Annotated in this window: 22 protein-coding genes, 1 tRNA gene and 1 pseudogene; 16 read left to right on the top strand and 8 right to left on the bottom strand. The window is 71.1% G+C overall.

Going from position 1 to position 23,288, the window contains the following annotated elements; translation table 11 throughout:
- Positions 1-253: 253 nt before the first annotated feature.
- Positions 254-337 (bottom strand) — tRNA-Leu (locus tag ACFQ87_RS29150).
- Between the two features lie 302 nt (positions 338-639).
- Between ACFQ87_RS29150 and ACFQ87_RS29145 the strand changes: the two genes are divergently transcribed.
- From ACFQ87_RS29145 to ACFQ87_RS29135, 3 genes are read left to right on the top strand one after another with little or no spacing between them, the layout of a single operon-like run.
- Positions 640-3,669, top strand: a complete 3,030-nt coding sequence (locus ACFQ87_RS29145) for a LodA/GoxA family CTQ-dependent oxidase (RefSeq protein ID WP_380613821.1) — start codon at positions 640-642, stop codon at positions 3,667-3,669.
- Entirely contained in the window at positions 3,666-4,772 is a 1,107-nt protein-coding gene (locus ACFQ87_RS29140) for a tryptophan 7-halogenase (RefSeq protein ID WP_380613819.1), read from the top strand. The genes ACFQ87_RS29145 and ACFQ87_RS29140 overlap by 4 nt, the downstream gene beginning before the upstream one ends.
- Positions 4,773-4,804: 32 nt before the next feature.
- Positions 4,805-6,763, top strand: a complete 1,959-nt coding sequence (locus ACFQ87_RS29135) for a hypothetical protein (protein ID WP_380613818.1) — start codon at positions 4,805-4,807, stop codon at positions 6,761-6,763.
- A 13-nt stretch (positions 6,764-6,776) separates the two neighbouring features.
- Here ACFQ87_RS29135 and ACFQ87_RS29130 read toward each other — a convergent pair whose 3' ends face one another.
- The 3 genes and pseudogenes from ACFQ87_RS29130 to ACFQ87_RS29120 form a co-directional block, all read right to left on the bottom strand.
- A complete protein-coding gene (locus ACFQ87_RS29130; protein WP_380613817.1) occupies positions 6,777-7,028 on the bottom strand; it encodes a DUF397 domain-containing protein in 252 nt (83 codons plus the stop codon).
- A 20-nt stretch (positions 7,029-7,048) separates the two neighbouring features.
- Positions 7,049-7,258, bottom strand: coding sequence for a DUF397 domain-containing protein (locus ACFQ87_RS29125; protein WP_380613816.1), 210 nt, complete (start codon positions 7,256-7,258; stop codon positions 7,049-7,051).
- A 31-nt stretch (positions 7,259-7,289) separates the two neighbouring features.
- Positions 7,290-8,042 (bottom strand): annotated as a pseudogene (locus tag ACFQ87_RS29120) (Scr1 family TA system antitoxin-like transcriptional regulator); the annotation flags it as partial.
- A gap of 207 nt (positions 8,043-8,249) precedes the next feature.
- Between ACFQ87_RS29120 and ACFQ87_RS29115 the strand changes: the two are divergent.
- Together ACFQ87_RS29115 and ACFQ87_RS29110 are read left to right on the top strand one after the other, a co-directional pair.
- Entirely contained in the window at positions 8,250-8,693 is a 444-nt protein-coding gene (locus ACFQ87_RS29115) for an ATP-binding protein (protein WP_380613815.1), read from the top strand.
- A gap of 14 nt (positions 8,694-8,707) precedes the next feature.
- Positions 8,708-9,268: a hypothetical protein gene (locus ACFQ87_RS29110; RefSeq protein WP_380613814.1), complete on the top strand. Its 561-nt coding sequence runs from the start codon at positions 8,708-8,710 to the stop codon at positions 9,266-9,268.
- Between the two features lie 77 nt (positions 9,269-9,345).
- On the opposite strand, the gene ACFQ87_RS29105 is transcribed toward ACFQ87_RS29110, so the two are convergent.
- Entirely contained in the window at positions 9,346-9,867 is a 522-nt protein-coding gene (locus tag ACFQ87_RS29105) for a PadR family transcriptional regulator (protein ID WP_380613813.1), read from the bottom strand.
- Between the two features lie 108 nt (positions 9,868-9,975).
- On the opposite strand from ACFQ87_RS29105, the gene ACFQ87_RS29100 reads away from it, so the two are divergent.
- Together ACFQ87_RS29100 and ACFQ87_RS29095 are read left to right on the top strand one after the other, a co-directional pair.
- A complete protein-coding gene (locus ACFQ87_RS29100; protein ID WP_380613812.1) occupies positions 9,976-10,542 on the top strand; it encodes a hypothetical protein in 567 nt (188 codons plus the stop codon).
- A 34-nt stretch (positions 10,543-10,576) separates the two neighbouring features.
- Positions 10,577-11,233 (top strand): TMEM175 family protein, encoded by a 657-nt coding sequence (locus ACFQ87_RS29095; RefSeq protein ID WP_380613811.1) that lies wholly within the window; start codon positions 10,577-10,579, stop codon positions 11,231-11,233.
- A gap of 678 nt (positions 11,234-11,911) precedes the next feature.
- On the opposite strand, the gene ACFQ87_RS29090 is transcribed toward ACFQ87_RS29095, so the two are convergent.
- A complete protein-coding gene (locus ACFQ87_RS29090) occupies positions 11,912-13,168 on the bottom strand; it encodes an alpha/beta hydrolase (RefSeq protein WP_380613810.1) in 1,257 nt (418 codons plus the stop codon).
- 120 nt (positions 13,169-13,288) lie between these two features.
- Here ACFQ87_RS29090 and ACFQ87_RS29085 point away from each other — a divergent pair, with 120 nt between their 5' ends.
- Positions 13,289-13,735 (top strand): MarR family winged helix-turn-helix transcriptional regulator, encoded by a 447-nt coding sequence (locus tag ACFQ87_RS29085; protein WP_380613809.1) that lies wholly within the window; start codon positions 13,289-13,291, stop codon positions 13,733-13,735.
- 155 nt (positions 13,736-13,890) lie between these two features.
- Here the strand turns inward: ACFQ87_RS29085 and ACFQ87_RS29080 are convergent, their stop codons facing one another.
- Positions 13,891-14,598 (bottom strand): TetR/AcrR family transcriptional regulator, encoded by a 708-nt coding sequence (locus ACFQ87_RS29080; protein ID WP_380613808.1) that lies wholly within the window; start codon positions 14,596-14,598, stop codon positions 13,891-13,893.
- Between the two features lie 141 nt (positions 14,599-14,739).
- Here ACFQ87_RS29080 and ACFQ87_RS29075 point away from each other — a divergent pair, with 141 nt between their 5' ends.
- The 4 genes from ACFQ87_RS29075 to ACFQ87_RS29060 all read left to right on the top strand — a co-directional run bounded on the left by ACFQ87_RS29075 (position 14,740) and on the right by ACFQ87_RS29060 (position 18,790).
- A complete protein-coding gene (locus ACFQ87_RS29075; protein WP_380613806.1) occupies positions 14,740-15,441 on the top strand; it encodes an NAD(P)-dependent oxidoreductase in 702 nt (233 codons plus the stop codon).
- A gap of 153 nt (positions 15,442-15,594) precedes the next feature.
- A complete protein-coding gene (locus tag ACFQ87_RS29070) occupies positions 15,595-16,443 on the top strand; it encodes a DUF3626 domain-containing protein (RefSeq protein ID WP_380613805.1) in 849 nt (282 codons plus the stop codon).
- A gap of 52 nt (positions 16,444-16,495) precedes the next feature.
- Entirely contained in the window at positions 16,496-18,064 is a 1,569-nt protein-coding gene (locus ACFQ87_RS29065) for an AMP-binding protein (protein ID WP_380613804.1), read from the top strand.
- Between the two features lie 108 nt (positions 18,065-18,172).
- Complete coding sequence (locus ACFQ87_RS29060; RefSeq protein ID WP_380613803.1) at positions 18,173-18,790, top strand: TIGR03086 family metal-binding protein; 618 nt, start codon at positions 18,173-18,175, stop codon at positions 18,788-18,790.
- Between the two features lie 163 nt (positions 18,791-18,953).
- Here ACFQ87_RS29060 and ACFQ87_RS29055 read toward each other — a convergent pair whose 3' ends face one another.
- Positions 18,954-19,925 carry a LuxR C-terminal-related transcriptional regulator gene (locus ACFQ87_RS29055; protein ID WP_380613802.1) on the bottom strand — a complete coding sequence of 324 codons (972 nt, stop codon included), beginning with the start codon at positions 19,923-19,925 and terminating at the stop codon, positions 18,954-18,956.
- 369 nt (positions 19,926-20,294) lie between these two features.
- Between ACFQ87_RS29055 and ACFQ87_RS29050 the strand changes: the two genes are divergently transcribed.
- From ACFQ87_RS29050 to ACFQ87_RS29035, 4 genes are all read left to right on the top strand, one after another.
- A complete protein-coding gene (locus ACFQ87_RS29050) occupies positions 20,295-20,507 on the top strand; it encodes a hypothetical protein (protein WP_380613801.1) in 213 nt (70 codons plus the stop codon).
- 8 nt (positions 20,508-20,515) lie between these two features.
- Positions 20,516-20,830, top strand: coding sequence for a hypothetical protein (locus ACFQ87_RS29045; RefSeq protein ID WP_380613800.1), 315 nt, complete (start codon positions 20,516-20,518; stop codon positions 20,828-20,830).
- A gap of 240 nt (positions 20,831-21,070) precedes the next feature.
- Entirely contained in the window at positions 21,071-22,738 is a 1,668-nt protein-coding gene (locus tag ACFQ87_RS29040; RefSeq protein WP_380613799.1) for a CHAP domain-containing protein, read from the top strand.
- 101 nt (positions 22,739-22,839) lie between these two features.
- On the top strand, positions 22,840-23,288 hold a 449-nt coding region (locus ACFQ87_RS29035; RefSeq protein WP_380613798.1), incomplete at its 3' end, for a transglycosylase family protein.

Raw genomic sequence — 23,288 nt, 5'->3', positions numbered from 1 at the left:
GCCCCCCTCCCCCCCCCCTCCCCCGCCCCAACGGCGGCGTCGTTTCGGCAAACTCGTTCGTCACGGACATGGTCGCCAGAGCGCCCGGCGGGAATTGTCAGGACCGGAGCCGCAAACGGGCATGCCCGCGAGCCGCCACAACACCCCCGGCGCTGGCCGGAGATGCCCGTCTCGCCAAAACGAACGACGAAGCGGCGCTTCCCTCAGCAACTTTCGTCACTGTGGGAAGCACCGCTTCGTCGGTACTTCTCTGTGCGCGAGGGGGGAGTTGAACCCCCACGCCCTTTCGGGCACTGGAACCTGAATCCAGCGCGTCTGCCTATTCCGCCACCCGCGCATCTGGGTGATGGGTTAAGCATAGAGCATCTGGAGGGGTGCCTCTGACCACCCCGGAGCGACCGGCGGGCGACGCCGGTTCACCGTCGACGCTGCCACCCGCGACCGGCCCCGGCGAGCGCTGCTGGCCGATTGGAGTGAGAGGCCGCGCGCCGGGCCGGGTGCCTGGTCGTTTCGGGCGTAGTTCGCCGCGCCGCCCGTCGAAGGCCTGTGCACGCTGGACCGGGGCCCGGAGGCAGAACAGCGCGCCGACCGCACCGGTCCGCCGCCCCGGCCCCATCACCGTAGCGACGGGAGCACAGCATGATCGGGACCCCCGAGCCCTTCGACGACGCCGCGGAGCCGCCGCCGCCCCTGCCGGGTTGTGCCGAGGACGCGGCCGGCGCGCTGAAGCAGATGTTCGTGGACCTGACCCAGGGCGCCCGGATGGCCCGCGGCCAGGACCCGGTCAGGCGGCCGGTGTTCCTCAAGCCGCACGGCGTCGCCCGCGGCACGCTCACGGTCGCCGAGGACCTGCCGGCCGAGCTGCGGGTCGGGTTCCTGGAAGCGGCCCGCACCCGGCCCGGCGGCCTGGAGGCCTGGGTGCGGTTCTCCAGTGACACCGTGCCCGGCCTGCCCGACCTGAAGACCACCCTGGGTGTCGGCCTCAAGCTGTTCGGCGTGCCCGGCCCCAAGCTGCTGGAGGGCTACACCGAGGCCGGCACCCAGGACCTGCTGCTGCAGAACCACGACGTGTTCTTCGTGGACACCGCCCAGGACATGTGCGAGTTCACCAAGGCCGGTGTCGTCGAAGGCAGTTACGACAAGTACCTGGCGGCCCACCCGATCACCAAACAAATCCTCGACGACATGGCCAAGTTCGAGGCCAGCGTGCTGACCGCGACCTACTGGGGCGTGCTCCCCTCCGCCTTCGGGCCGGACCGCTTCGTCAAGTACAAGCTGGTGTCCGCCGGTTGCGAGCCCGCCGACCCGAACGCGACGCCGCCCGACGAGGACCCGACCTACCTCGGCGCCGACCTGGTCCACCGGCTCGGGGCCGGCCCGGCCGCCTTCGACCTGCTGCTCCAGTTCCGCACCGACGACGAGAAGATGCCGCTGGACATGGCGACGGTGCGCTGGAGCGAGTCCGAGAGCGTCCCCGTGAAGGTGGCCCGGCTGACCCTCCAGCGGCAGGACGCCACCGCCCGCGGCCAGGCCGCGTACGGCGAGAACCTCTCCCTCAACCCCTGGCACGGCCTCGCCGAGCACCGGCCCATCGGCAGCATCTCCGACGTGCGCCGGACGGTCTACCTGGCCTCGGCCGAGCAGCGCCGGGACGTCAACGGCGTGCCGACGGCCGAGCCCGGCCCCGCCCGCCCGCAGCTCACCCCGCCGCCCGCCCGCGACACCCGGATCGTCCGGGCCGCCGTGCACCCGGCGATCGGCGTGGCCCGGGTCGGCGACAGCATGATGGACGACTTCGTCCTCGCCCCCGAGGTCGACGACCCGCCCCCGTTGCCCGTCGGCAGCTACAAGGACGTCACCGGCGCCCTGAAGCGCCAGGCCGCCCGGTTCCGGGTGTACGGCTACAACGCCGCCGGCGAGCCGGTCGCCGAACTGACCGCCGACAACGCCGACCTGCGCTGGAAGGTGCACGTCGCCAACTCCAAGGCCGCCTGGTACCAGTTCCAGATCGCCCTGGACATCCCGGACGCGGGCCAGGCCGACCCGAGCAACCTGCGCAACCCCAAGATCCCGGCCGACCAGCGCCAGGACCTCCTGGTCATCGACCCCGGCCCCCGCTGGGTGCGCGGCCGCAACCGCTCCGACCAGCCCGAGTACCGCTTCGACACCGGCACCTTCATGGGCAAGCCGGTCTACCTCGGCGAGCTGCGCACCGACGACAGCGGCCGGCTGATCTTCCTCGGCGGCCGGGGCGTCTCGGCCTCGGCGACCGGCACACCGGCCGACACCTTCGCCAACAACGACGGCTGGCACGACGACGTCTCCGACGGCCCGGTCACCGCCGAGGTGAGCATCGACGGCCGCCCGATCCCGGTCGAACCTGCCTGGGTGGTGACGGCCCCGCCCAACTACGCGCCCGAACTCACCTCGGTGCGCACCATGTACGACCTGGTCTGGGACGCCTTCGTCACCGAGGGCCGACTCCCCGAGCCGCCGCAGGTGTCCTTCACCTGGGACGTCCTGCCCGTACTGCGCGGCCTGTGCGGCCTGCAGTGGGTCAACAAGGGCCTGGCCACCCAGTTCGGCTTCGACGGCCGCGAGGACCTGCTCGCCGGACTCGGCGATCTGTCGGATCCCTCGCCGGTCCAGCGGGAGCTGCGCCGCCAGGTCTGGCTGGCCATCCGTAACTACGCCCGCGACGGCATGTCACCCGTGCCCTGGCCGGCCGTCTACGGCGACGCGATGAACATCCCGCCCCAGTCGGTCCGGCAGCACGTGACGCTCTCCGCGCTCCAGTACCGGCTGCTCAAACGGTGGGCCGACGGGGACTTCGTCAACGACTACGACCCGCACGCCGCGCCGCCCGCCACCCTGGACGACGTCCCGTTCGCCGACCAGCCCGCGACCCTCGACCGGGCGGCCCTGTCGTTCTGCCTCGCCGACGCCTTCCACCCCGGCTGCGAACTCACCTGGCCGATGCGGCACACCACGATGTACACCACCCCGTTCCGGATCCGTCACCGCGACCCGCACGAGCCCGCGCCCACCTACGGGCCGACGCTCACCCCGGACCTCGCGCTCTCCTTCGACGGCCCGCTCTACGCCCAGGGCCCGGGCGATCTGACCCGGTGGATGGCCGTGCCCTGGCAGACCGACACCGCGAGCTGCCGGGCCGGCTACGAGTACGGCTCCGGCCTCGGCCCGTACGACCCGTACCTGCCCACCTTCTGGCCGGCCCGGGTGCCCAACCACGTACTGGCCGAGGAGGACTACGAGGTCGTGCTCGACACCTCCCGGCCGCTCACCGACCGCCTGGCCGCGTTCCAGAAGCGACGGGCCTGGCTGCGCTGGCTACCCACCCCCTACCTGGCCAACATCAACGCGATGGTGCGGGACTTCGGCAAGCTCGGGGTGGTCGAGCGCCGCCCCGGCCCCACCGACGATCCCCGGCTCCCGGCGGAGCTCCTGGTCGAGTCCGAGGTGAGCTTCCCGCGCGAGCCCGCCCCGCCGGCCGACCGCAACCTGGTCACCGTGCACGTCGACCTCGGCGCCCACCCGGTGCTGGGCGCGGCCGCCCTGGCCAGCGCGGTCACCACGGCGGAGGAGCCCGACGAGGAGGTCTCGGCCGGGTTCATCGACAAGGTCAAACGCCTCCGGCCGAGCCGGTGACCCACCTTGACGCCGTCGTCGCGGGCGGCGGCCCGGCGGGCGCCGTGGCGGCGCTCGTCCTGGCCCGGGCCGGGCACCGCGTCCAGTTGCTGGACGACGGTGGCCCGGGCCGGCCGGTCTTCAAGATCGGGGAGTTCCTGCCGCCCGCCGTCCGGCCGCTGCTGGCCGACCTCGGGCTACTGGACGGGTTCCTGGCTGCGGGACATCCGGTGTCCACCGGCACGTACGCGGCCTGGGGGTCGACGCGGCTGCACGGGCGGAGCCACCTGTTCGACCCGTACGGGCACGGGTGGCACCTCGACCGGGTGCGGTTCGACGCCTTCCTGCGGGACGCGGCCGTCGCGGCGGGGGCCGAGCTGCGGCGGGCCGTCGTGCTGGCGCGGGTCGACGGTGGTCCGGTCGTCCGCGAGCGGGCCACCGGCGCGTTGTCGAACCTGTCGGCCCGCTGGACGGTGGACGCGACCGGCCGACGCTGTGTCATCGGGCGGCGGCACGGGATCCGGCGGCGGCAGGACCGGCTGGTCGCCGCGTACGCGGTGTTCCCGGACGGCGATCCCGAGGCCAGGACGCTGGTGGAGGCGGCGGCGGACGGCTGGTGGTACACCACCCTCGTCCCGGCGGGGCGCCTGGTCGCCCATCTGACCGACGCCGACCTTGTCGACCCGTCGCTGCGCACTCCGCAGGGTTTCCGGGCGGCACTCAGCCGCACGGTGCACGTCCGGCGCCGCCTGCCCGGACACGGCCCGGCCTCAACTCCCGTGCCGCGCTGGGCTCCCGCCCACGGCCTTCGGCTGGAGCCGTCGGCCGGAGCAGGCTGGGTGGCGGCCGGGGACGCGGCGCTCGCCTTCGACCCGCTCTCCTCGCAGGGCATCCTCATGGCCCTGCACACCGGCGCCCGGGCGGGGCGGGCCGTGGCCGACTGCCTCGCCGACGAGGGGCGGACGAGCGCCGCGCTGGCCGACTACACGGCGTTCCTGGACGGGATCGCGACGGCCTACCGAAGTAACCACGCGTATGCGTACGACCAGGAACGGCGTTGGCCCCTGAGCCCTTTCTGGGGGCGCCGCCGGGCGGGCGATCAACCCCTGTCCGGCCTAGCCTGAAAGAGCCGGAACGTTCGTCCAAGGGGTCAGTCATGGTCACTCTGTCACTCGCCTCACTGGAGGGCGCAGAGGTCGTCCAGTCCATTCAGAACCTCCAGCACGACGTCCCCCTGATCGCCGGGAAGACCACCGTGCTCCGCGCCTATGTGAACTACTCGGCCGGCCCACCCATCAGCGTGATCGGCACCGTGACCCTGCTCAGGTCGCCCGGAGATCCCCCGGTCACCGTGACGTCGGCCAACTCCGTCTCCCTCGACACAGACACGCGGAAGGACGTGCCCACCCGGCGAGCCGACGCCACTCTGAGCCTCAACTTCGTCATACCGGCCGCGCTGACGGCCGCAGGGGCACTCACCATGCAGTCGATCACCCTGCACGACGCCCAGACCGGTATCCACATCCCGATCCCCGGGCCGGGCCACGCCGGTCCCACCGTCTGGTTCCACGACTCCCCGCCGCTGCGGGTTCGGGTCCTGGGGCTGCGCTACACCCTGACACCCCCGGGGCAACCCCCGACCACCTACACCCCCCGCGACATCGACTACAACTTCCTAATCAGCTGGCTCAAGCGCGCCTACCCGGTGGCCGAGGTCATCCAAGCACCGCACGCCGTCATCGACGTCACGACCATCAACGCCACGACCACCGACGTCGTGAACAACCCGCCCTTCCAGTGCACCGACACCAACGCCCAGCTCGCCGCCATCCGCGCCCTCGACATCAGTGCGGGCGTTGACCCGCGCACCCACTACATCGGCCAGGTCGCCGACGGCGGGTTCTTCATGCGCGGCTGCGCCTCCGGGGTGCCCGACACGACGCCCGACCCCACCACCGTCGCCTCGTCACCCTGCGGAGCGGGGACCTTCGGCTGGGACTTCGACGGCTCCTACGCCGACTGGTACGGCGGACACGAGCTCGGCCACACCTACGGCCGCAAGCACCCGGGATTCTGCGGTGAATCGCAGGATGACCTGCAGAACTACCCGTTCCAGAAGGGACAGCTTGCCGACACCCCGGACAGCTTCTGCGGGTTCGACGTGGGCGATCCGCAACTGAACCTGCCGATGGCCGCCAAGCCGGGTGTGGATTGGCACGATGTCATGACCTACTGCAACTTCCAGTGGCCGTGCAGCTACACCTACGAGGGCATCCGCCAGCGGCTGATGGACGAGAACACCCTCGCCGCCGGAGCCCCGGCGCCAGCCGGCGGCCCGGTTGCGGCACCCGTACCGGCGGCACCCCGCGAACTGAGGGTCACCACGGTCGGCGGCGGCGGCCGTCCCGACGACCGCTTCCCGAAACTCTCGGTGACCACCACACCGACGCCGGCGCCCCCCGACGTGACGGCGCTGGGAGCATCGCCCGTCGGCGGGCAGCTCGTCAGCGTGGTGGGGACGGTCGACCTCACCAGCCGCAACGGCGCGATCAAATTCGTCAACCCGGTGCAGGCGGCGGCTGGGCCACCGGCCCAGGCCGGCCAGGCTGACGGGGCCGGGCCGGATGGCGAGGTACCGGTGATGCTACGGGTCCAGCAGGCCGGCGGCGGGGCCCCGATCGACTTCCCGATCACGGTGAAGCTCACGTCCGACCCTGCGCCGGGGCAGGAGAAGACCGGCCTGGTCGACGCAGTCATCCCGGTCGGGGTCAACCCGGCATCCGTCGAACTGCTCGTCGGCGGCCAGGTCGTGGACACCTTCCGTCCGGCGAGCCCACCGCCGACGCTACAGGGAGCTCGTCAATCGACGGCGGGGGAAGGAAAGTTCGGGCTGGATCTGGACTTCGGTGCGCCCCCGATCGAGGGCCACACGTTCGCCACGCAGGTCAGTACGGATGGCGGATGGATTTGGCACACGATCGGAGTCGGGCTGAAGGACCCTACAATCACGGTTGATCGGACCCAGTTCCCGCCCGGGACGGAGGTCCGGGTACGAGTGATCTCGACCAACGGCTTCACCAGCACGACGTCGGACATCGAGAGCTTCCGAGTCTGAGGACGCGAAGGCCTCAGGGTTGGAAGTCGCCAGTCTGAACGCCGGAGACGAAGGACTTCCAGGCTGACGCGGAGAAGAGGAGGACCGGCCCCTGGGGGTCCTTCGAGTCACGCACTGGGACGGCGCCGGGGAGGAATCCGGGGGCTACCTCGATGCAGTTGCCGCCGTTGGTGCCGCTGTAACTGCTCTTCCGCCAGGCGAGGGCCACCTCGACGCAGTCCCCGCCGTCGTTGCCGCTGTAGCTGCTCTTGCGCCAGGTCAACACGGCCAGCTCCTTGGTAAGCCCTACGCCGGGAAGTCGCCCTCACGGACGGCCGTTACGAAGGCTTCCCAGGCGGAGGCCGGGAAAACGAGGGCCGGGCCGTGCGGGTCCTTGGAGTCACGCACGGGGACGAGGCCGGGGAATCCGGGGGCTACCTCGATGCAGTTGCCCCCGTCGTTGCCGCTGTAGCTGCTCTTCCGCCAGGCGGCTGCGGCGAATTCGTTGCTCATCATCCCTGAACCCCTCCAGCGCCTCGGCGATCAGCCGAAGCGAGTCGACCTCTGACAGGCATTCGCCACGGAGCTGATCATAGCGACGCTGGTTCCTGACCACGGCGTCGGACGCATCGCTCAGATGCCCGCGTTCGAGGCTCTCCGAGTACACCAAGCGCTGCCCGTCCGGCAGCTCCAGCAACACCATAGCCGTCTTGATGAGAGCCCGCCGGTTCGAGAACGGCGCCACGTGAATGACGATGTTCGGGAGCTGGGCCACGCGCAGCAAGTGCTCCATCTGACACCGCATCACGCCCGGTCCGCCGATGACTGAGCGGATGGCGCTCTCATCGAGGATGACGAGCAGCAGCGGCCCGTCGGGCACGAGAAAGCGACTCTGTCGACTGAGTCGGGCTCTGGTCAGCTCCTCGATCTCCTCCGGGTTGCCGGCCGCATCGCCAGTCGCGAAGAGCGCACGCGCGTACTGCTGACACTGCAACAGGCCGTACATGGTGCCGTCCTGGTAAGCCCGCAGCCCGACGGAGATGGCCTCCAGGTCCACGTACTCCTTGAACCAGTCCGGGTATTCAATCGACGCGTTCCAGTCGACCCGCCCGTACAGCCGCTTCAGCAAGTCCCCGGTGCCGTACAGCCGGTCGAGTTCCTCGACCTCCTCGATCGACGGCCTCCGCTTCCCGCCCTCCGTCCGCGAGACCACCGTCCGGTCGCAGTGCAGGAGCTTGCCCACGTCCTCCTGGACGTAACCCGCCGCCTCACGCGCGTAGCGGATCTCCTCGCCGAACATGATCGCGGAGCTCGCCGTGGTCCCCCGCTTGCTCTTCCGCTGTGCCATCACTGCCCCCAGTTGTGCGCCGCACGTACCGCACGCCGATCTGGCGTCACCGTACCTCCGCAGCCTCGATGATTGACACCAGAACGCAATCACTTGCATGCATAGCGTGATTGCGCACTACCCTCACACTCCCTCATCCGCCCCCTGAGGAACTCCGCCATGCTCAAAACCCACCGCCCCCGCACGTTCGCCGTGCGCCTCGACTCGCGGACCGAATCCACGCCCCTGGCCCGGTACTTGCTCCGCGCCTACCTCTCCGCGCTCCCCACCGGCGACCGCTACACCGACATCGCCGAACTCCTCCTCAGCGAACTCTTCGCCAACGCCGTCCAGCACTCCGACGCCCCCACCGACCGCCTCATCGAGATCCGCTTCGCTCTCGTCAACTCCCGCCTGCGCCTGGAAGTCCACGACGCCGGCAGCGAAAGCCCCACCCTCCGCTCGACCTCCCCCGACGACGAGCACGGCCGTGGCCTCTTCCTCGTCAACGAACTCGCCGAACGCTGGGGCTGCTGCCCCCGAGCGGGCGGAATCGGCAAGTTCGTCTGGGCCCTCGTTGCGCCCTCGCTCTCCCCCGCCGCCGTCCCCGCCCTCGCGGTCTGAACGGCGGCACCCCCATGCGACTCGCCCTCACCGCCCGGCACCTCATCCACGCCGGCCGCACCCCCGCCGAGGCCTACGCCTCCCTTGCCCGCCGGACCGGCGACCCCCTGCGCTCCGCCCGCGCGGTCTGCGCCGCCCTCGACATCCCGGCGGCCGACACCACCCGCCGCCTCGACGACTGCTACGACGCCCTCCTCGCCAACCCCCGCCCCGACTCCGAGGCCGACACCGGCGAACTCCTGGAAGCCCTCGGCGTCTTCGACGTCCCCAAGACCCTCGACGCCCGCGACCTCGCGATCGTCGAGCTCTTCCTCACCGCCATCGACGCCATGGGCGGCATCCGGGCCGGCCACCAGCACGGCCTGGCCCGCTGGTTCACCACCGGCAACCTGACTGCCGCCTACCTCTCCCTGGCTGCTGCCCAACCCCTCCCCCGCACCGGCGACCCGGCCCACTACTGGACCACCCTCGTCACCGCCGGCGAACTGCTCGCCTCCGCCCCCACCCCGGACCCCCGCATCAAGCCGGCCCTCACCCACTGCCGCACCCGAGCCACCCAGGCCACCACCCCGTAAGCAACAGGAAGTCGGCCCCACCAACTTCCTGCACACGTGACGCCCCCTGTCGCCCTCTGTCCCGCTCTGTCGCGTTCCTACAGGTGCTCGGTCAGCTGCTCGGCCGCCCACTCCGCCCAGCCCCCGGCGGACTGGGAGGCGCGGATGCCGAACTCCAGTGCCAGCCACTCGCAGATCTGGACGGGATCGCCGCGCCACTCCGCGCCGTCGCGGAGGCTTTCGAGGAAGGCGTTGCGTTCCCTGTTGCGGCGGGCGAACTCCTGGAGATAGGCGGCGCCCTCCTCGCGCTCCAGCGTCCACAGGAAGAAGACGCGCAGCAGTGCGGGGCTGCGGTAGGCGGCCTCGGCGCCGGGCCCGATCAGCCAGTCCCGCAGTTCGGCGCGACCCTCGTCGGTGATGCCGTACTCGCGGCGGTTGCGGGCGCCGGTGCCGGTGACCTCGATCAAACCGGCCTCGCTGAGTCTGGCGAGTTCGCCGTAGACCTGGCTCTGCTTCGCCGGCCAGACGAAGGCGAGCGAGGACTCGAAGCGCTTCATGAGGTCGTATCCGCTACTGGGGCTCTCGGCCAGCAGGCCCAGGATCGCGTGGCGCAGGCTCATACGTGCACCCTACTACCGGGCTGACATGTCAGGACTGGACAGAACACATCTGACCCGTCATTCTTTGACCGTCCAACATTGGAATGTGACTCCGGGGGGATCGCCGCGGTGAACTACGTTCGAGGTTTCGCACCATGGCTCTGCTATGCGGCGCTGAGCCCGCTCGACTGGAGGCTGGGCATGTGCGCCGCCGCCCTGGTCGCCGTACTGTCGCTGGTCGCCCGGCTCCGCGCCGGCGGCGTGGACCTGCTGGGCGCCGCCACGTGCGCGTTCTTCGTGGCGATGGCCGCGATCTCGCTCGCCGCCCCGGACTCGGGCCTGAACACCTGGACCTGCTCGCTGGCCAACGCCGTCCTCGCGGTGACGGCGCTGGCCTCCCTGGTGGTGCGCCGGCCGTTCACCCTCTCCATCGCCCGGTCCCAGGTGCCCCAGGAGTTCTGGAACGCACCCCGCTTCATCCGCGTCAACATGGTGCTGACCGGCGCGTGGACCACCGCGTTCGCCGCCGCTGCCGCCGCCTGCGCCCTCGTCGTCCGCTACGACCACGCCGCGGCGCTGCCCCTGATCACCGTGCAGGTCCTGGCGTTCGTGATCCCCTTCGCCTTCTCCGGCTGGTACGCCAGCCGAGCCCAGGCCAAGGCCGCCGCAGCCGCCGCCGAGCACACCACAGCCTGACCGTTCAACACTGCAATCGGAGGAATAGGAAGAGATGGCCGAGACGGCTGCGCAACGCACAGGTGAGATGCCCGGCAAGCCCGACGAGGTCGAGCTGGCCGGTCCGGAACGACTGATCTACTTCTCGGACGCCGTGATCGCCATCGCCATCACGCTGCTCGCGCTGGAGCTACCGGTCCCGACCGAAGGCGTCCACGGCAACAGCGCCGTTGTGCACTTCCTGCACGAGCACCTGACGGAGTACGCGGCGTTCCTCATCAGCTTCACGGCCGTCGCCATGCACTGGCTGTTCCACCAGCGCCTCTTCCGCTACGCCAAGGGGCTGACCGGCGGCGCGATCCTGTGGAACCTGCTGTGGCTGCTCATGATCGTCCTCACGCCGTTCGCCACCAAGCTGCTGACCAGTGAGGCCGACGCGTACCAGGTCCAGTTCACCGTCTACGCGGCCAGCCAGGCCCTGGCAGGCCTGTTCCTCTGGCAGGCCTTCGCCACCCTGCGACGCTCCGGCCTGCTGCGCGACAACACCCCGACCTCGGCGATCACCAACACCCTCTCCTGGATCGCCGCCGTGATCGTGACCTTCGCAGCCTCGATACCCCTCGCCCTGGTCACCCACTCGGCCTCGCTGTGCTGGACGCTCCTCCCGGCGGTCCGACTCGCCCTGCGCTTCGTCCGCCCGCAACGCCCCTGACCCACCGGGCGAGCCCCGCCCCCGACACCCCGCGCGGGAAGTCGACCCCATCGACTCCCCCCGAGCTCCGCTGCGACGCAACCGAACGGCGGCCGCCCACGCCAGTCCCGATGTACTCGCGCTCCAGACACGGATATTGACGCTGCGTCAGCTCCAACGCATCGTGCATCTCCAGTCATTCACACCAGCTTTCATGCAGGGGAGGGACATGGCTCATCGGAGGAACAGGCTCGCCGGGCTGCTCGCGGCCGGGCTGGTGATCGCGGGTACCGGGGTCACGCAGGCAGCGCCAGGCCGTCGCCCGCCGCTGCCGTTGCCGTTGCCAACGCCGACCGCACACGATCGAGGGGCGGTCCCATAAGAGGTTGCACATATAGGCAGGGGGGCGCTCTGGCAGGAAGGCCGACAACAGGTCCCGGCGATCACGGAGTTGTGACACTCCGCAACTGCCGGGCAGACCTGTCCTGCCATCTCGGCTGGCCGAACCGTTCTGGGAGCCATTCGCAGCCCTGCCGTTCGAAGGTGCGACCTGTGATCCGGACCACCGTGCCGTTCGGCGACTCGTCGCTTCAGTTCGACGCAGAGAACGCGCGCGGCCGCTGCTTGTCGGCCCCCTCTCCTGCCGGTGAACGTCTCATCGATTCTCCTGCCGGTGAACGTCTCATCGATGCCCTGGCGTTATGCCTGGCCGGCGGCGGCGATCTGGGCGGGGGTGGCGCCGAGCCACCAGGTGGGGTTGGCGGTGCCGTCGGTGGTGCGGCCGTCGCTGTGGACGTAGTGGCGCACGTCGCGGCCAGGCTCACGGAACTCGCCGTTCAGGGCGCGCTCGACCCACTCGGCACCGAACCGGAAGACCTCCGCAGCGACGCCGCCCAGCGGGTGGAACTCGTTCTCGTAGACACGCATCTCCTTGGGGGCGCGGACCCGCTCGTAGTTGGCGAGCGCCTGCTCCAGCACAGTGAGTTCGTCGAACTCGCCAATGCCGTACAGGACCGGGCAGGTGATCTTCCGGACCAGGTCGCCCAGCGGCATCCGGGCGACCAGCTCGGTGTCGAAGGCGTCCTCGTCGGTGTAGCCGGCCATGAACATGTAGTTGTTCTTGAAGGTCGGCTGGGCCCGCTCGAAGATGGTGGTGAAGTCGCCGGTGACGGCCTCGAAGGCGGCCAGCGCGGCCAGGCGCGGGTCGGTGGCGGCGGCGCGCGAGCCCCAGTAGCCGCTCATCGAGATGCCGAACATGCCGATCCGGGCCGCGTCGACCTCCGGGAGCGAGGCCAGGTGGTCGAGGTAGCGGCCGATCGCGCGCTCGTAGTTGGTCAGGTCGACGGTCAGCCCGTTCGCCCGACTCTCGCCCTGGCCCGGGCCCTCGATGGACAGGGCCACGATCCCGCGCGAGGTGTAGTACCGCTCGGCCGCGTAGATGTAGTCCTCCTTGATCATGTCCATCCCCGGACCGAGGATCACCGCCGGGGCGTTCCGGACCTCGCCGGCCGGCAGGTGGAGGAGGGCGAAGATCTGCTTGCCCTCGAAGTCGAGGGCCACCCGGCGCACCCGGTTGTCGCGCAGCGCACCCAGGCGCTCGACGCAGTGGTTGGCGTGCTCGCGGAAGGCCAGCTTGCGCGGATCGGCGACGTCGAAGATCGAGTACTGCGCGCGGCCCCACATCACCGAGGCGCGCACGTACAGGTCGGCGGCGGTCTGCGCGAAGCCGCCCCGCTCGTGGTGGGCGGCGCGCTCCTCGGCCTGCCCGGCGATGGTGGCCCAGGCCTTCGGCAGCATCACGCCGCTCTGGACCAGGTCGAAGACCTTGTCGAAGTCGGTGTGGTCGTGGCCCAGCTGCTCCAAGGTGCCCTTGGCCTGGGGGTGCAGGGCGTCGAAGCCGCCCTGGGCTAGGGCGATGTCCAGGGCCCAGCTCTGGCCGGTCGAACGAACAGTCATGACAGGTGTCCTCAGGTGAAGGGGAGTGGCGCTCGGTGACGCCTAAGTACTTAATCATTAAGTACTTAGGCTAGACTGATTGTCAACCCGCCCACCGATCAGCGACACGGAGACCCGCCGATGTCCGACACCACCCGCGATGCGGCCCTCGACCAACTCGCCCGCGCCGCCTACAGCCTCAGCGCCGCCGACTCCCGCCTGCGTGGACGCGCCACCCGCACCCACGGCGCGCTCTCCCTCACCCATGCCCGCGCCCTGCGGGTGCTGGCCGAGGCGGGCCCGCTGCCGATCGGCCAGCTCGCCGCCGCCACCGAAACCACTGGCGCCGCCACCACCCAACTGGTCAACGGCCTCGCCGCCGTCGGCTACGTCACCCGCGAACGCCCCGCCGACGACAAGAGATCGGTGCTGGTCGCCCTCACCGACGCAGGCCGAAGCCGCCACCACGAACGCCAGGCCGCCCTGACCCAGGCACTCGACGCCGCACTCGCACACCACGACACCACTGCCCTGGGCGCCGCGACCGACGTCCTACGGCAGCTCGCCGCCATCTACGACCAGCTCTAGAGCCCGCCCGGAGCCAGCCGCCGATCCGGACCAGGACACCGACCGAGAAGCCCGCTCCCGCCAGATGGGTTGCAGGCCGCGCACGCGCAGGCGTGGACCCGGACGCGTAGGACGCCCCTCGCGGCGCCGCGTAGGAAGTCGACCCCGCCGACTTCCTACGCGAGGCCCAACGTTCGTACCAACTGGGTGAGTTCGGCGCGGAAGAGCTTGTCGGGCGCGAGCGTCTGGGCGCTCAGGTGGCCGTAGACCTCCAGTGCGACCAGCCCGTGCAGGTGGCCCCAGATCCGCAGCGCCAGGGCCACCCCGGCCGGCGGTAGGGCGGGGAACGCCGGGCGGACCTTGCCGAGCAGGCCGGGGTCGAAGTCGTCCCAGTCGAACTCGTCGCCCCCGTGGGCCGGTTGGGCAGCGGTCCAGGCGGCGTCGGCCAGCGCGGCGATGCCTACGCAGACCCGGCGGGCGGCGTCCGGCGCCGGACCGCCGTCGGGGGCCCGGTAGCCGGGGACGGGGTCGCCGTAGATCAGCCGGAAGCCCTCGGGGTTGGCCAGCGCCCAGCCCCGGAAGGCGTGCGCCCAGGCCTGGATCCGCACCGCCGGGGTGCCCTGCGCGGACGCCGCCCAGGCGGCGTCGACGGCGTCGGCGAGCGCGGTGTAGACGTCCTCGATGAGGGCGGTGACCAGGTCGTCGCGGGCAGCGAAGTAGCCGTAGATGGCGTTGGCGGTCATGCCCATCTCGCGGGCGATCGCCCGCAGGGTGATCGCGTCCGGGCCGCCACCGCCCATCAACTCCAGTGCGGTGCGCTTGATCTCGGCGGTCGTCTCGGCCCGCAGCCGCTCGCGTCGTCCGGTGCTTCGGGTGCCTGCCACGGGCTCACTCTACAGCGTCACCTACCTGATTGCCGTTCAGAAACTTCACGCCGTATAGTTTTCGCACGGCGTGAGGCGGCTGCCTTGCGCCGTACGTTCGCCATGACCACCGTGACCACCGCATGAATCAAGGGGAGAACCATGCACATCGGCGTCATCGGAGCCACCGGCACCATCGGCAGCCGGGTCGTCACCGAAGCCCTCCAACGCGGCCACCGCGTCACGGCGTTCAGCCGGGACGCTTCCGCGATCACCGACCGGCGGGAGAACCTCGCCTGGGCGAGCATCGACGTCCTGGACGCCAAGAGCATCGAAGCCGCCCTGCCCGGCCTGGACGTCCTGATCAGCGGCTTCCAGCCCGGGAACGCGGCGAAGGACTTCAACGACACCGTCCGGCGCTCGATCGCCGACCCGACCGTCTACGCCACCGCCGCGCGTGCTCTGCTCAAGGCCCTGGAGAGCCACCCGCGCACCCGACTGATCGTCATCGGCGGCGCCGGCAGCCTGGAAATCGAGCCGGGCGTCGTCCGCGCCGACCACGACGAGCTCATCCACGCCTCGCTCGACGAACTCGGCCTGCCCCGCGAGTACGCCGCCGCCGTGCGAGGCCACCGCGAGGCGCTGAACGTCCTGCGCGCCTCGAACCGGCTCTGGACCTACTTCAGCCCCGCCGAGCAGATCGGCCCCGGCGAGCGCACCGGCCGCTTCCGCATCGGCGGCGACCAGCCCGTCCTGGACACCGACGGCGCGAGCCGGATCTCGGCGGAGGACGCCGCGGTCGCCCTGGTCGACGAGGCCGAGCTGCCCCGCTTCGTCCAGCGCCGCTTCACCATCGGCTACTGAACCGCCGCTACCGAACCACCACCGCGCGGGAAGTCGGCCGGTCCGACCTCCCGCGCGGCATCCCGTGAGAGCACCCGTGAGACCCAGAGTCCGCGCAAGGCCGAGCCCGGAAACCCGCGTGCACCGGACAATCGGCTCGGGGACACTACGGAAATGAGCACCGACGCCATCCCGACACCGCAGGACCAGGCCCTCGGGCACGTCGCCGCGCTGTCCTCCGGCCCGCCGGTGGACCCGTCGCTGCGGCTGACCCTCAACTTCCATCCGGACCGCACGGCGAACGGCCGACCGATCCTGGAAGCCCTCGCGGAGGGCGGCGTCTACCTCTCCCAGTTCGTCACCGGGACCAGCAACGGTGGCCTGACCGCCCACCCCGGCGGGGACCGGTGGCGCTGGGAGAGCCGGATCTTCAACGGCGCCTACGACAACGCGCCTTCCGCCGAGCGGCCCGTCTACGGGGCACTGAACTTCCGCCGCAAACCGGTCGGCGCCGCACCGCGCTTCGGGTCCGCCCACTTCCGGCTCACCGCCGAGGTGTTGGGACGCACCACCTTCTGCTACCCGGACAGCTTCCTGGAGCCCTCGGACTTCGGCACCGCCGACCGCATGGGGCTGATCGACATCGCCCTGGCGGACCGTCAGGACTACCTCGACGACTACATCGAGGCGCAGGTGCACGGCCCGGTCCGGCTGGCCCGCGACGTCGAGGCCCTGGTCCTGGACCCCTGCCACCGGGGCACGGCCGTCGAGCGGGCCGCCCGGCGCCTGCCCTGCCCGGTGGAGTGGCACCCCGGATTCCGGCTCACCGTCGATGAGCTGCGCCGTCACCCGGACTTCCGCGGGCAGGAGTTCGTCGACCTGGGCGCCGCGATCGCCGTCGACGGAGTACTCGATCCCGCCGTCGTCGGTGCCGCCACCACCGGCGGTCACGACCCGCAGGCGGTCAAGAAGGTCTGGCACTATCTGGCGCGCTTCGGCTCACCCGGTATTCCTGATCGCTGAGTGATCATCAATTCACTGCTACGAGCGGGAGGATGGGGTTAGTCTGTCGAACATGGTTGCAAACTACAAAGAAGAAGTGGCCATGACCGACGCGGAGTTCGTCAGCGGCCCGGCCCTGATCCTCCGGTCCCTCTCCTCCGACCCCGATCGGCCGGCCATCACCACCGCCGACGGCGTGGAGATCACCGCCGGTGAGTTCGCCGCCGCCACCTACCGACTGGCGCACGAGCTCATCGCCCGGGGCGTGACCCGGGACATGACCGTCTCCCTGCTCACCGGCAACACCGCCGAGGCGCTCAGCGCCCGCTACGCCGTCGGCCTCGCGGGCGCCCGCGTGGTGAGCCTGTACGACGGCATGGGCGCCCCGGTCCTGGCCGAGATCGTCACCAGCGTCGACACCGCCGTCCTGCTGGTGGACGCCGAACGGTACGCGACGGCCCCCGAGTTGCTCGCCCTGGTCGACGTGCCGACGGTCCTCACCCTGGGCCCCGGCCCGGCCTCGATCGGCGAGGACGCCATCGCCGCCTCCGCCCACCGCCCCGCCGAGCAGCCGGACGTCCGGCTCGGCCCGGACGACCACCTGGGCATCCGTCACACCGGCGGCACCACCGGCATCCCCAAGGGCATCCTCAGCCTGCACGACCCCTACCGGAGCATCTTCGACGCCCCGTACGCCGGCCCGGTCGGCGGTGCGCCGACCCGCTACCTCGCGGCCACCTCGCTCGCCCACATGTCCGGGATCTTCACCGACCTGGCGCTCTTCCACGGCGGCTCGGTGGTCATCCAGCGTTCCTTCGAGCCCGGCGACGTCCTGGCGGCCATCGAGCGCGAGCGCATCACCGAGATGTGGGTCCTGCCGCCGCTGCTCTACCGGCTGCTCGACCACCCGGCGATCGGCCGCACCGACCTGTCCAGCATGCAGAAGATCCTCTACGGGGGCTGCGCCGCCTCGCCGACCCGGATCCGCGAGGCGCTCAAGGTGTTCGGGCCGGTCCTGGCGGGCGGCTACGGGATGTCGGAGGCGCAGTACATCGCCATGCTCGGCCCGCAGGAGCACGACCGGATCGGGCACGGCGGCCAGGTCTCGGTCGGCCGGCCCGTTCCCGGCACCGAGGTGGTGATCCGCTCCGCCGACGGCACCGAGCTGCCGATCGGCGAGCAGGGCGAGATCCACGTCCGCTCGGCCACCCTGATGGCCGGGTACTGGAAGCAGCCCGACCTCACCGCCGAGGTGATGCGCGACGGCTGGCTGAACACCGGCGACATCGGCTACCTCGACCAGGACGGCTACCTCTACCTGGCCGACCGGGTCAAGGACAAGATCATCGTGGTCGGCGGGCACGTCTACCCCTCCGAGGTGGAGGACCTGCTGCTCACCCACCCGGCGATCGCCCAGTGCGCCGTCTTCGGCGTGCGCGACGCCCAGGAGGCCGAGCACGTCCACGTCGCGGTCGTCCCCGCGCCGGGGCAGCAGCCGGAGCTGGAGGACGTCCGCGCGTTCGTCACCGCGAACAAGGGCCGGATCTACGCGCCGGAGGCCCTGCACCCGGTCGCCGAGATCCCGCTCACCTCGGTGGGCAAGCCGGACAAGAAGCGGCTGCGCGACCTCTACGCGGGCTGACCCCGCCCGGGGCGTTTCCCTCCCCGCGGGAAGGGCACGGGGAAACGCCCCGGCGCGAGGTCCGAAAGCCGCCGGACCGGGCGGCCCGCCACGCGCAGGATGGGCCACATGACCAGCGGCGCCTTCGACGGCCTCCTCGACCGATTCCTGCTCGCCGGTGCCGAGTTCGAGCGGCACCTGCGCGCCGTCCGCCCGGCGCAGTGGACCCTGCCCACCCCCTGCACCGCCTGGAACGTGCGGCAGTTGGTGAACCACATGACCCGGGGGAACCTCAACTACCTGCTCCTGCTGAACGGTGGCGACCGCGCCGAGTTCCTGCGCCTGCGCGAGGCCGACGCCCTGGGCCCGGACCCCCTCGCCGCCTACACCGCGTCCGTCCGTCGGCTGGCCGAGGCCTTCGGCCAGCCCGGCGCCCTGTGCCGGATCCTCGACCACCCCCTCGGCCCGCTCGCCGGCCGACAGGCCCTCGCGGTACGGATCACGGACAGCGTCATCCACACCTGGGACCTCGCCGCCGCCCTCGGCGCGGACGAGACCCTCCACCCCGGCCTGGTCGCCTGGATCTCCGACCACCTCGACGCGATCTACGCCGGACTCCCCGAAACCCCCGTCGCCCCCGACACCACCCACCGCTTCTTCGCCGCCCCCGAGGGCGAACCCGCCCCCGCAGCCTCCCGACAGGCCCGCCTGCTGCACCGGATGGGACGCTCACCGAAACCGCGTTGAACCCCGCGCGGATCCCCACCGGATGTCACCCCACCGTGGGGTTTGGCTCAACGAACCACCGGCCGGCTGCCGAGAAGCCAACGAGGGGTGGCGGCGCTGAGGGCCGCCACCCCTCCCGTCCGCGAGCAGCCGCCGACACGTCGCCGGCCCGACCGGTGACGGCTCAGAGCCAACCGCGGTGGGCGGCCTTGATCCCGGCCTCGAAGCGGCTGCTCGCGCCCAGCCGCTCCATGATCGAGGACATGTGGCGCCCCACGGTCCGCGAGGAGATCCCGAGGCGCTGCCCGGCCGCGTCGTCGGTGAGGCCGGAGCCGAGCAACCGAAGCAGTTCACGCTCGGTCGCGGTGAGGCCGGTGCTGGGGTCCTCGGGGCTGGTGGCACCGAGCGGCACGGCCGCGTTCCAGGACTGCTCGAAGAGGTCCAGCAGCGCGGCCAGGATGCCGGGTTCGGTGACGTACAGCGCACCCTTGCGGTTGTCCGCGGGGTCGATCGGCACCAATGCCTGGGCACGGTCGACCACCACCAGCCGCGGCGGGATCGCCGGGGCGGTACGGACCTCGCCGCCGTGGCTGAGCAGCCAGTGGGCGTACGTGGCGACGTGGGGCTGGTTGCGGGTGGAGTCCTGGTAGAGCGTCCGCATCGCGATGCCGCGCGCGAGCACCTCGGCGTCGGCCGACCGGCTGGCGACCAGGTCCTCGGGCCGCTGCTCCCCGGGCTGGCTGGCGAGGACCTCGGTGGTGGTGCTGCGGCCCATCCGTTCGAGCCGGGCCTGGATGGCGTCCAGACCGAGGAGGCGCTCGCCGTGGGTCGTCCGGTGCTCGGCGCGCTCCGCGACCATGCGCGTGACGGCGGCCCGCGAGGCGGCCAACTGCGCCTGACGGGAGGCGAGTTCGGCCTCCTGTGTGGCGAGCATGTCGGCCAGGCCGATGTCCGGACTCACCGCGCGCATCCGCCCGGGCCGTTCCGCGGAGGCCCGGACGAGGGTGAGCCGGCCCAGCTCGTCGAGGTGTTCGTGCACTTCGACGTCGGTCAGTCCGCAGTGCCGGGCGATCTCGTCCACGCCGTAGGCGGGGTGGTCGAGCATCGCCTGGTACACCGCGGTCGCACCGGCCGTCAGGCCCAGTACTTCCAGCATCGGTATCCCCCCAGGTCAGCGGCCGCCTCTCGCTCGGACGGCCCGTCGTATCCAAACAGCCCTTCGACGCCCTGTTCAAGATCCAATTCAGGGGGTTGGTCATGATTTGTGACATGTAGAGAGGGAGTGAGTTGCGCGACACGACGCCTTCATGATTGTCATGAGCTCGACACCATGTCCGGATCCCGCCAGGCCGATTGGCGACATCCGGAAACCCTTCCGATGCCCTTGGCCAGCGGCGAAGCTATTGATCGCCGCCAGGGAAACAGCCTGGAACGGCAACCGAACGGAGCGTCAACCGCGGGACGCCCCCGGACCGGTCGCACCTCCCCCGTCAGCAGAAGCCATCAGCAGAAGAAGGACTCCGTCATGATCCGCACCCGTATCGCCCAGGCCGCCGCGGTCGCCACCGTCGCCCTCACCGCGTTCCTGATCGCCCCCGTCAGCTCGGCCACCACCGCCGCGACCACGCCCGGCCCGGCCGCCGCCACCTCCGACAGCCTCACCCAGGGTGGCGCCGCCGCCCCCAACGACAGCAGCTGGGGCGGGGTCACCCAGGCGAGCCTCGGCTGGGGCAGCTGAGCACGCGGATGGACATCGTCCACGCCAGCCTGAAACGCCGACAGCCCGGCGCGACAGCGGAGGCGAGCGAGGCGGCCGAGGCCGTGGACGCCCTGTGGGCACACGCCGAGCCCGCCGACGGACTCCAGCACGCCAGCGCTCAGCCCGCCTCCGACCGGATCGACCTTCTGCTCTACCTGCTCAGCCGCGACCCGTCCGACCGGCCCGACGCGGTCGGCCGCGCCCACAGCCTGATCTCACGCTGCCACCGGACCTCGCCCCTGCTCCACCGGTCCTACCTGCCCCCGGAGCCGCCGGAGGCCACGGACCACACCGCGCGGTGACCACCGCGTCCGCTCCCTGAAGGAGCCCGCGCCGCCGTGCCGTACGGCCCGCGACGGCGCCCACCGACTTCCGCACCACCACTCCGGCAGAGGCGACCACCGCCCGCCGGATCACGACCGACCGTTCCACCGCCCGCCGGCACCCGAACTTCCGCTGCCCCGCCGCCGACCGGACCGCGCCCGGCCAGGCCTGCCCGCAGCACGCCAACAGACCCGCCCCGCTCGCTACTTGGAGTCTCCATGTCCCGCGTCCGTACCCGCCTCGCCTCCTCCGCGGCCGCCGTCACGCTGGCCGCCTCCGGCCTCAGCATCCTGGCCGTCCCGGGGGCCCACGCGGCGTCGCTCGGCGACTCGATCGCCGCCACGGCCGTGAGCCAGACGGGCAACAACGCCTGCGGCCCCACCGGTGCGGGCTACTACGCCCCCGGCACCGACCAGTCGAACAGCTGCTCCGGAGGCTCCACCGCACACGCCTGGTGCGCGGACTTCGCCGGCTGGGTCTGGGCGCAGAACGGCGTCAAGAACCTCGGCATCCTGAACGACCTCGCCAACAGCTTCCAGACCTACGCCAGCATGTACCAGGGCGGACTGTCCGGCACCCCGCACGTGGGCGACGCCGTCTTCTTCCACCCCAGCGGCTTCAGCGGCACGAATTACGACCACGTCGCCATCGTCACCGCGGTCAACGGAGACGGCACCATCACCTACGTCGGCGGCAACCAGCACGGCCAGGTCAGCCAGCAGACCCAGGGGGGCGCGGTCGGCACCTACGCATGGGGGAGCAGCGGTGGCAGCGTCACCATCCGCGGCTACGCCAGCCCCGTCGGCGGCACCGTCACGCCCCCGCCGGTCACCGACCCGGTCACCCCCCAGGTGACGGACGTCGCGCCGGCCGCCGTCTACAACCCGGACAACGGCACCGCCGAGATCTTCTCCATCGGCCAGGACGGCGTGCTGTCCCACGCCTACAGCACCAACGGCGGCCAGTGGAGCTCCTGGTACCCGATCGACCCCTCGTTCCACTTCACCGGCAAGCCCACCGCCGTCTACAACCCGACCAACAAGACCACCGAGGTCTTCGCGATCGGCACCGACGGCGTACTCTCCCACGCCTACAGCACCAACAGCGGCCAGTGGAGCGGCTGGAGCACCATGGACCCCGGCTACCACTTCACCGGCTCGCCCTCCGCCGTCTACAACCCGTCGGTCAACGCGGTGGAGCTGTTCGCGATCGGCAACGACGGCAAGCTCAACCACAAGTACTACGCCAACAACACCTGGTCGGCGTGGAACACCATGGGCACCTGGACCTTCGCCGGCTCCCCCACCGCCGTCTACGAGCCCGACCTCAACACCGCCGAGGTGTTCGCCATCGGCACCGACGGCGTGCTGTCCCACTCGTACAGCACCAGCGGCGCCGCGTGGAGCGACTTCTTCACGCTGGACACGAGCTACCGCTTCACCGGCGCCCCGGCCGTCGTCTACAACCCGAACAACAAGACGGCCGAGGTGTTCGCGGTCGGCGCCGCCGACGGCGTCATGTCGCACGCCTACAGCACCAACGGCGGCCAGTGGAGCGGCTGGACCACCCTCGACACGGGTTACAAGTTCGCGGGTGTCCCGTCGGCGGTCTACAACTCCACCACCAAGGCCGTGGAGCTGTTCGGCACCGGCACCGACGGCATCGTCAACCACAAGTACTACCTCAACGGCGCCTGGTCGAACTGGGAGGCGCTCGGTAGCTGGAAGTTCGCCGGAACGCCGGTGGCCCTCAACGAGCCGAACACCAACGCCGCCGAGGTCTTCGGCATCGGCCAGGACGGCGTGATCTCGCACTCCTACACCAGCAACGGCAGCCCCTTCAGCAGCTGGTACACGCTCGGCACCTGGAAGTTCAACACCCACTGATCCCGGGTCATCTCCCGGCGGTGGCGGCCGGATCCACCCGGACCGCCCCCCACCTGCCCCCTCCCTCCGCTGACTTCCACTACTTCCCGAAGGACCTTCCGATGACCCGCACCCCTTCCCGCACCGCCCGCACCCGGATCGGCGCCACCGCCGTCGGCGTCCTCGGCCTCGCCGTGGCCTCAGCCACCCTCGGCACCGGGCAGGCGAACGCCGCCTCGGTGGCGACCTGGGACAAGGTGGCCCAGTGCGAGAGCACCGGGAACTGGTCGATCAACACCAACAACGGCTACTACGGCGGCCTGCAGATCAGCCTGAGCAACTGGCAGCACTACGGGGGCACCGCCTACGCGGCCCGCCCGGACCTCGCGACCAAGCAGCAGCAGATCCTGATAGCGGAGAAGATCCTCGCCGACCAGGGTGCCGGGGCGTGGACCTGCAGCCCGGGCACCGGGCTGGCCACCGACCACGCCAACCCGTACCCGGACCCGACCCCCGCCCCGACCCCGACGACGGCCTCCTCCTCGACCGCGAGCCCCGTCCTCTACAACCC

This window comes from Kitasatospora sp. NPDC056531, from assembly GCF_042794375.1.
In the GTDB taxonomy this organism is placed as follows: Bacteria; Actinomycetota; Actinomycetes; order Streptomycetales; family Streptomycetaceae; genus Kitasatospora.
Note: the sequence above shows the minus strand (reverse complement) of the source record. Positions and strands in the feature narration are given on the sequence as shown.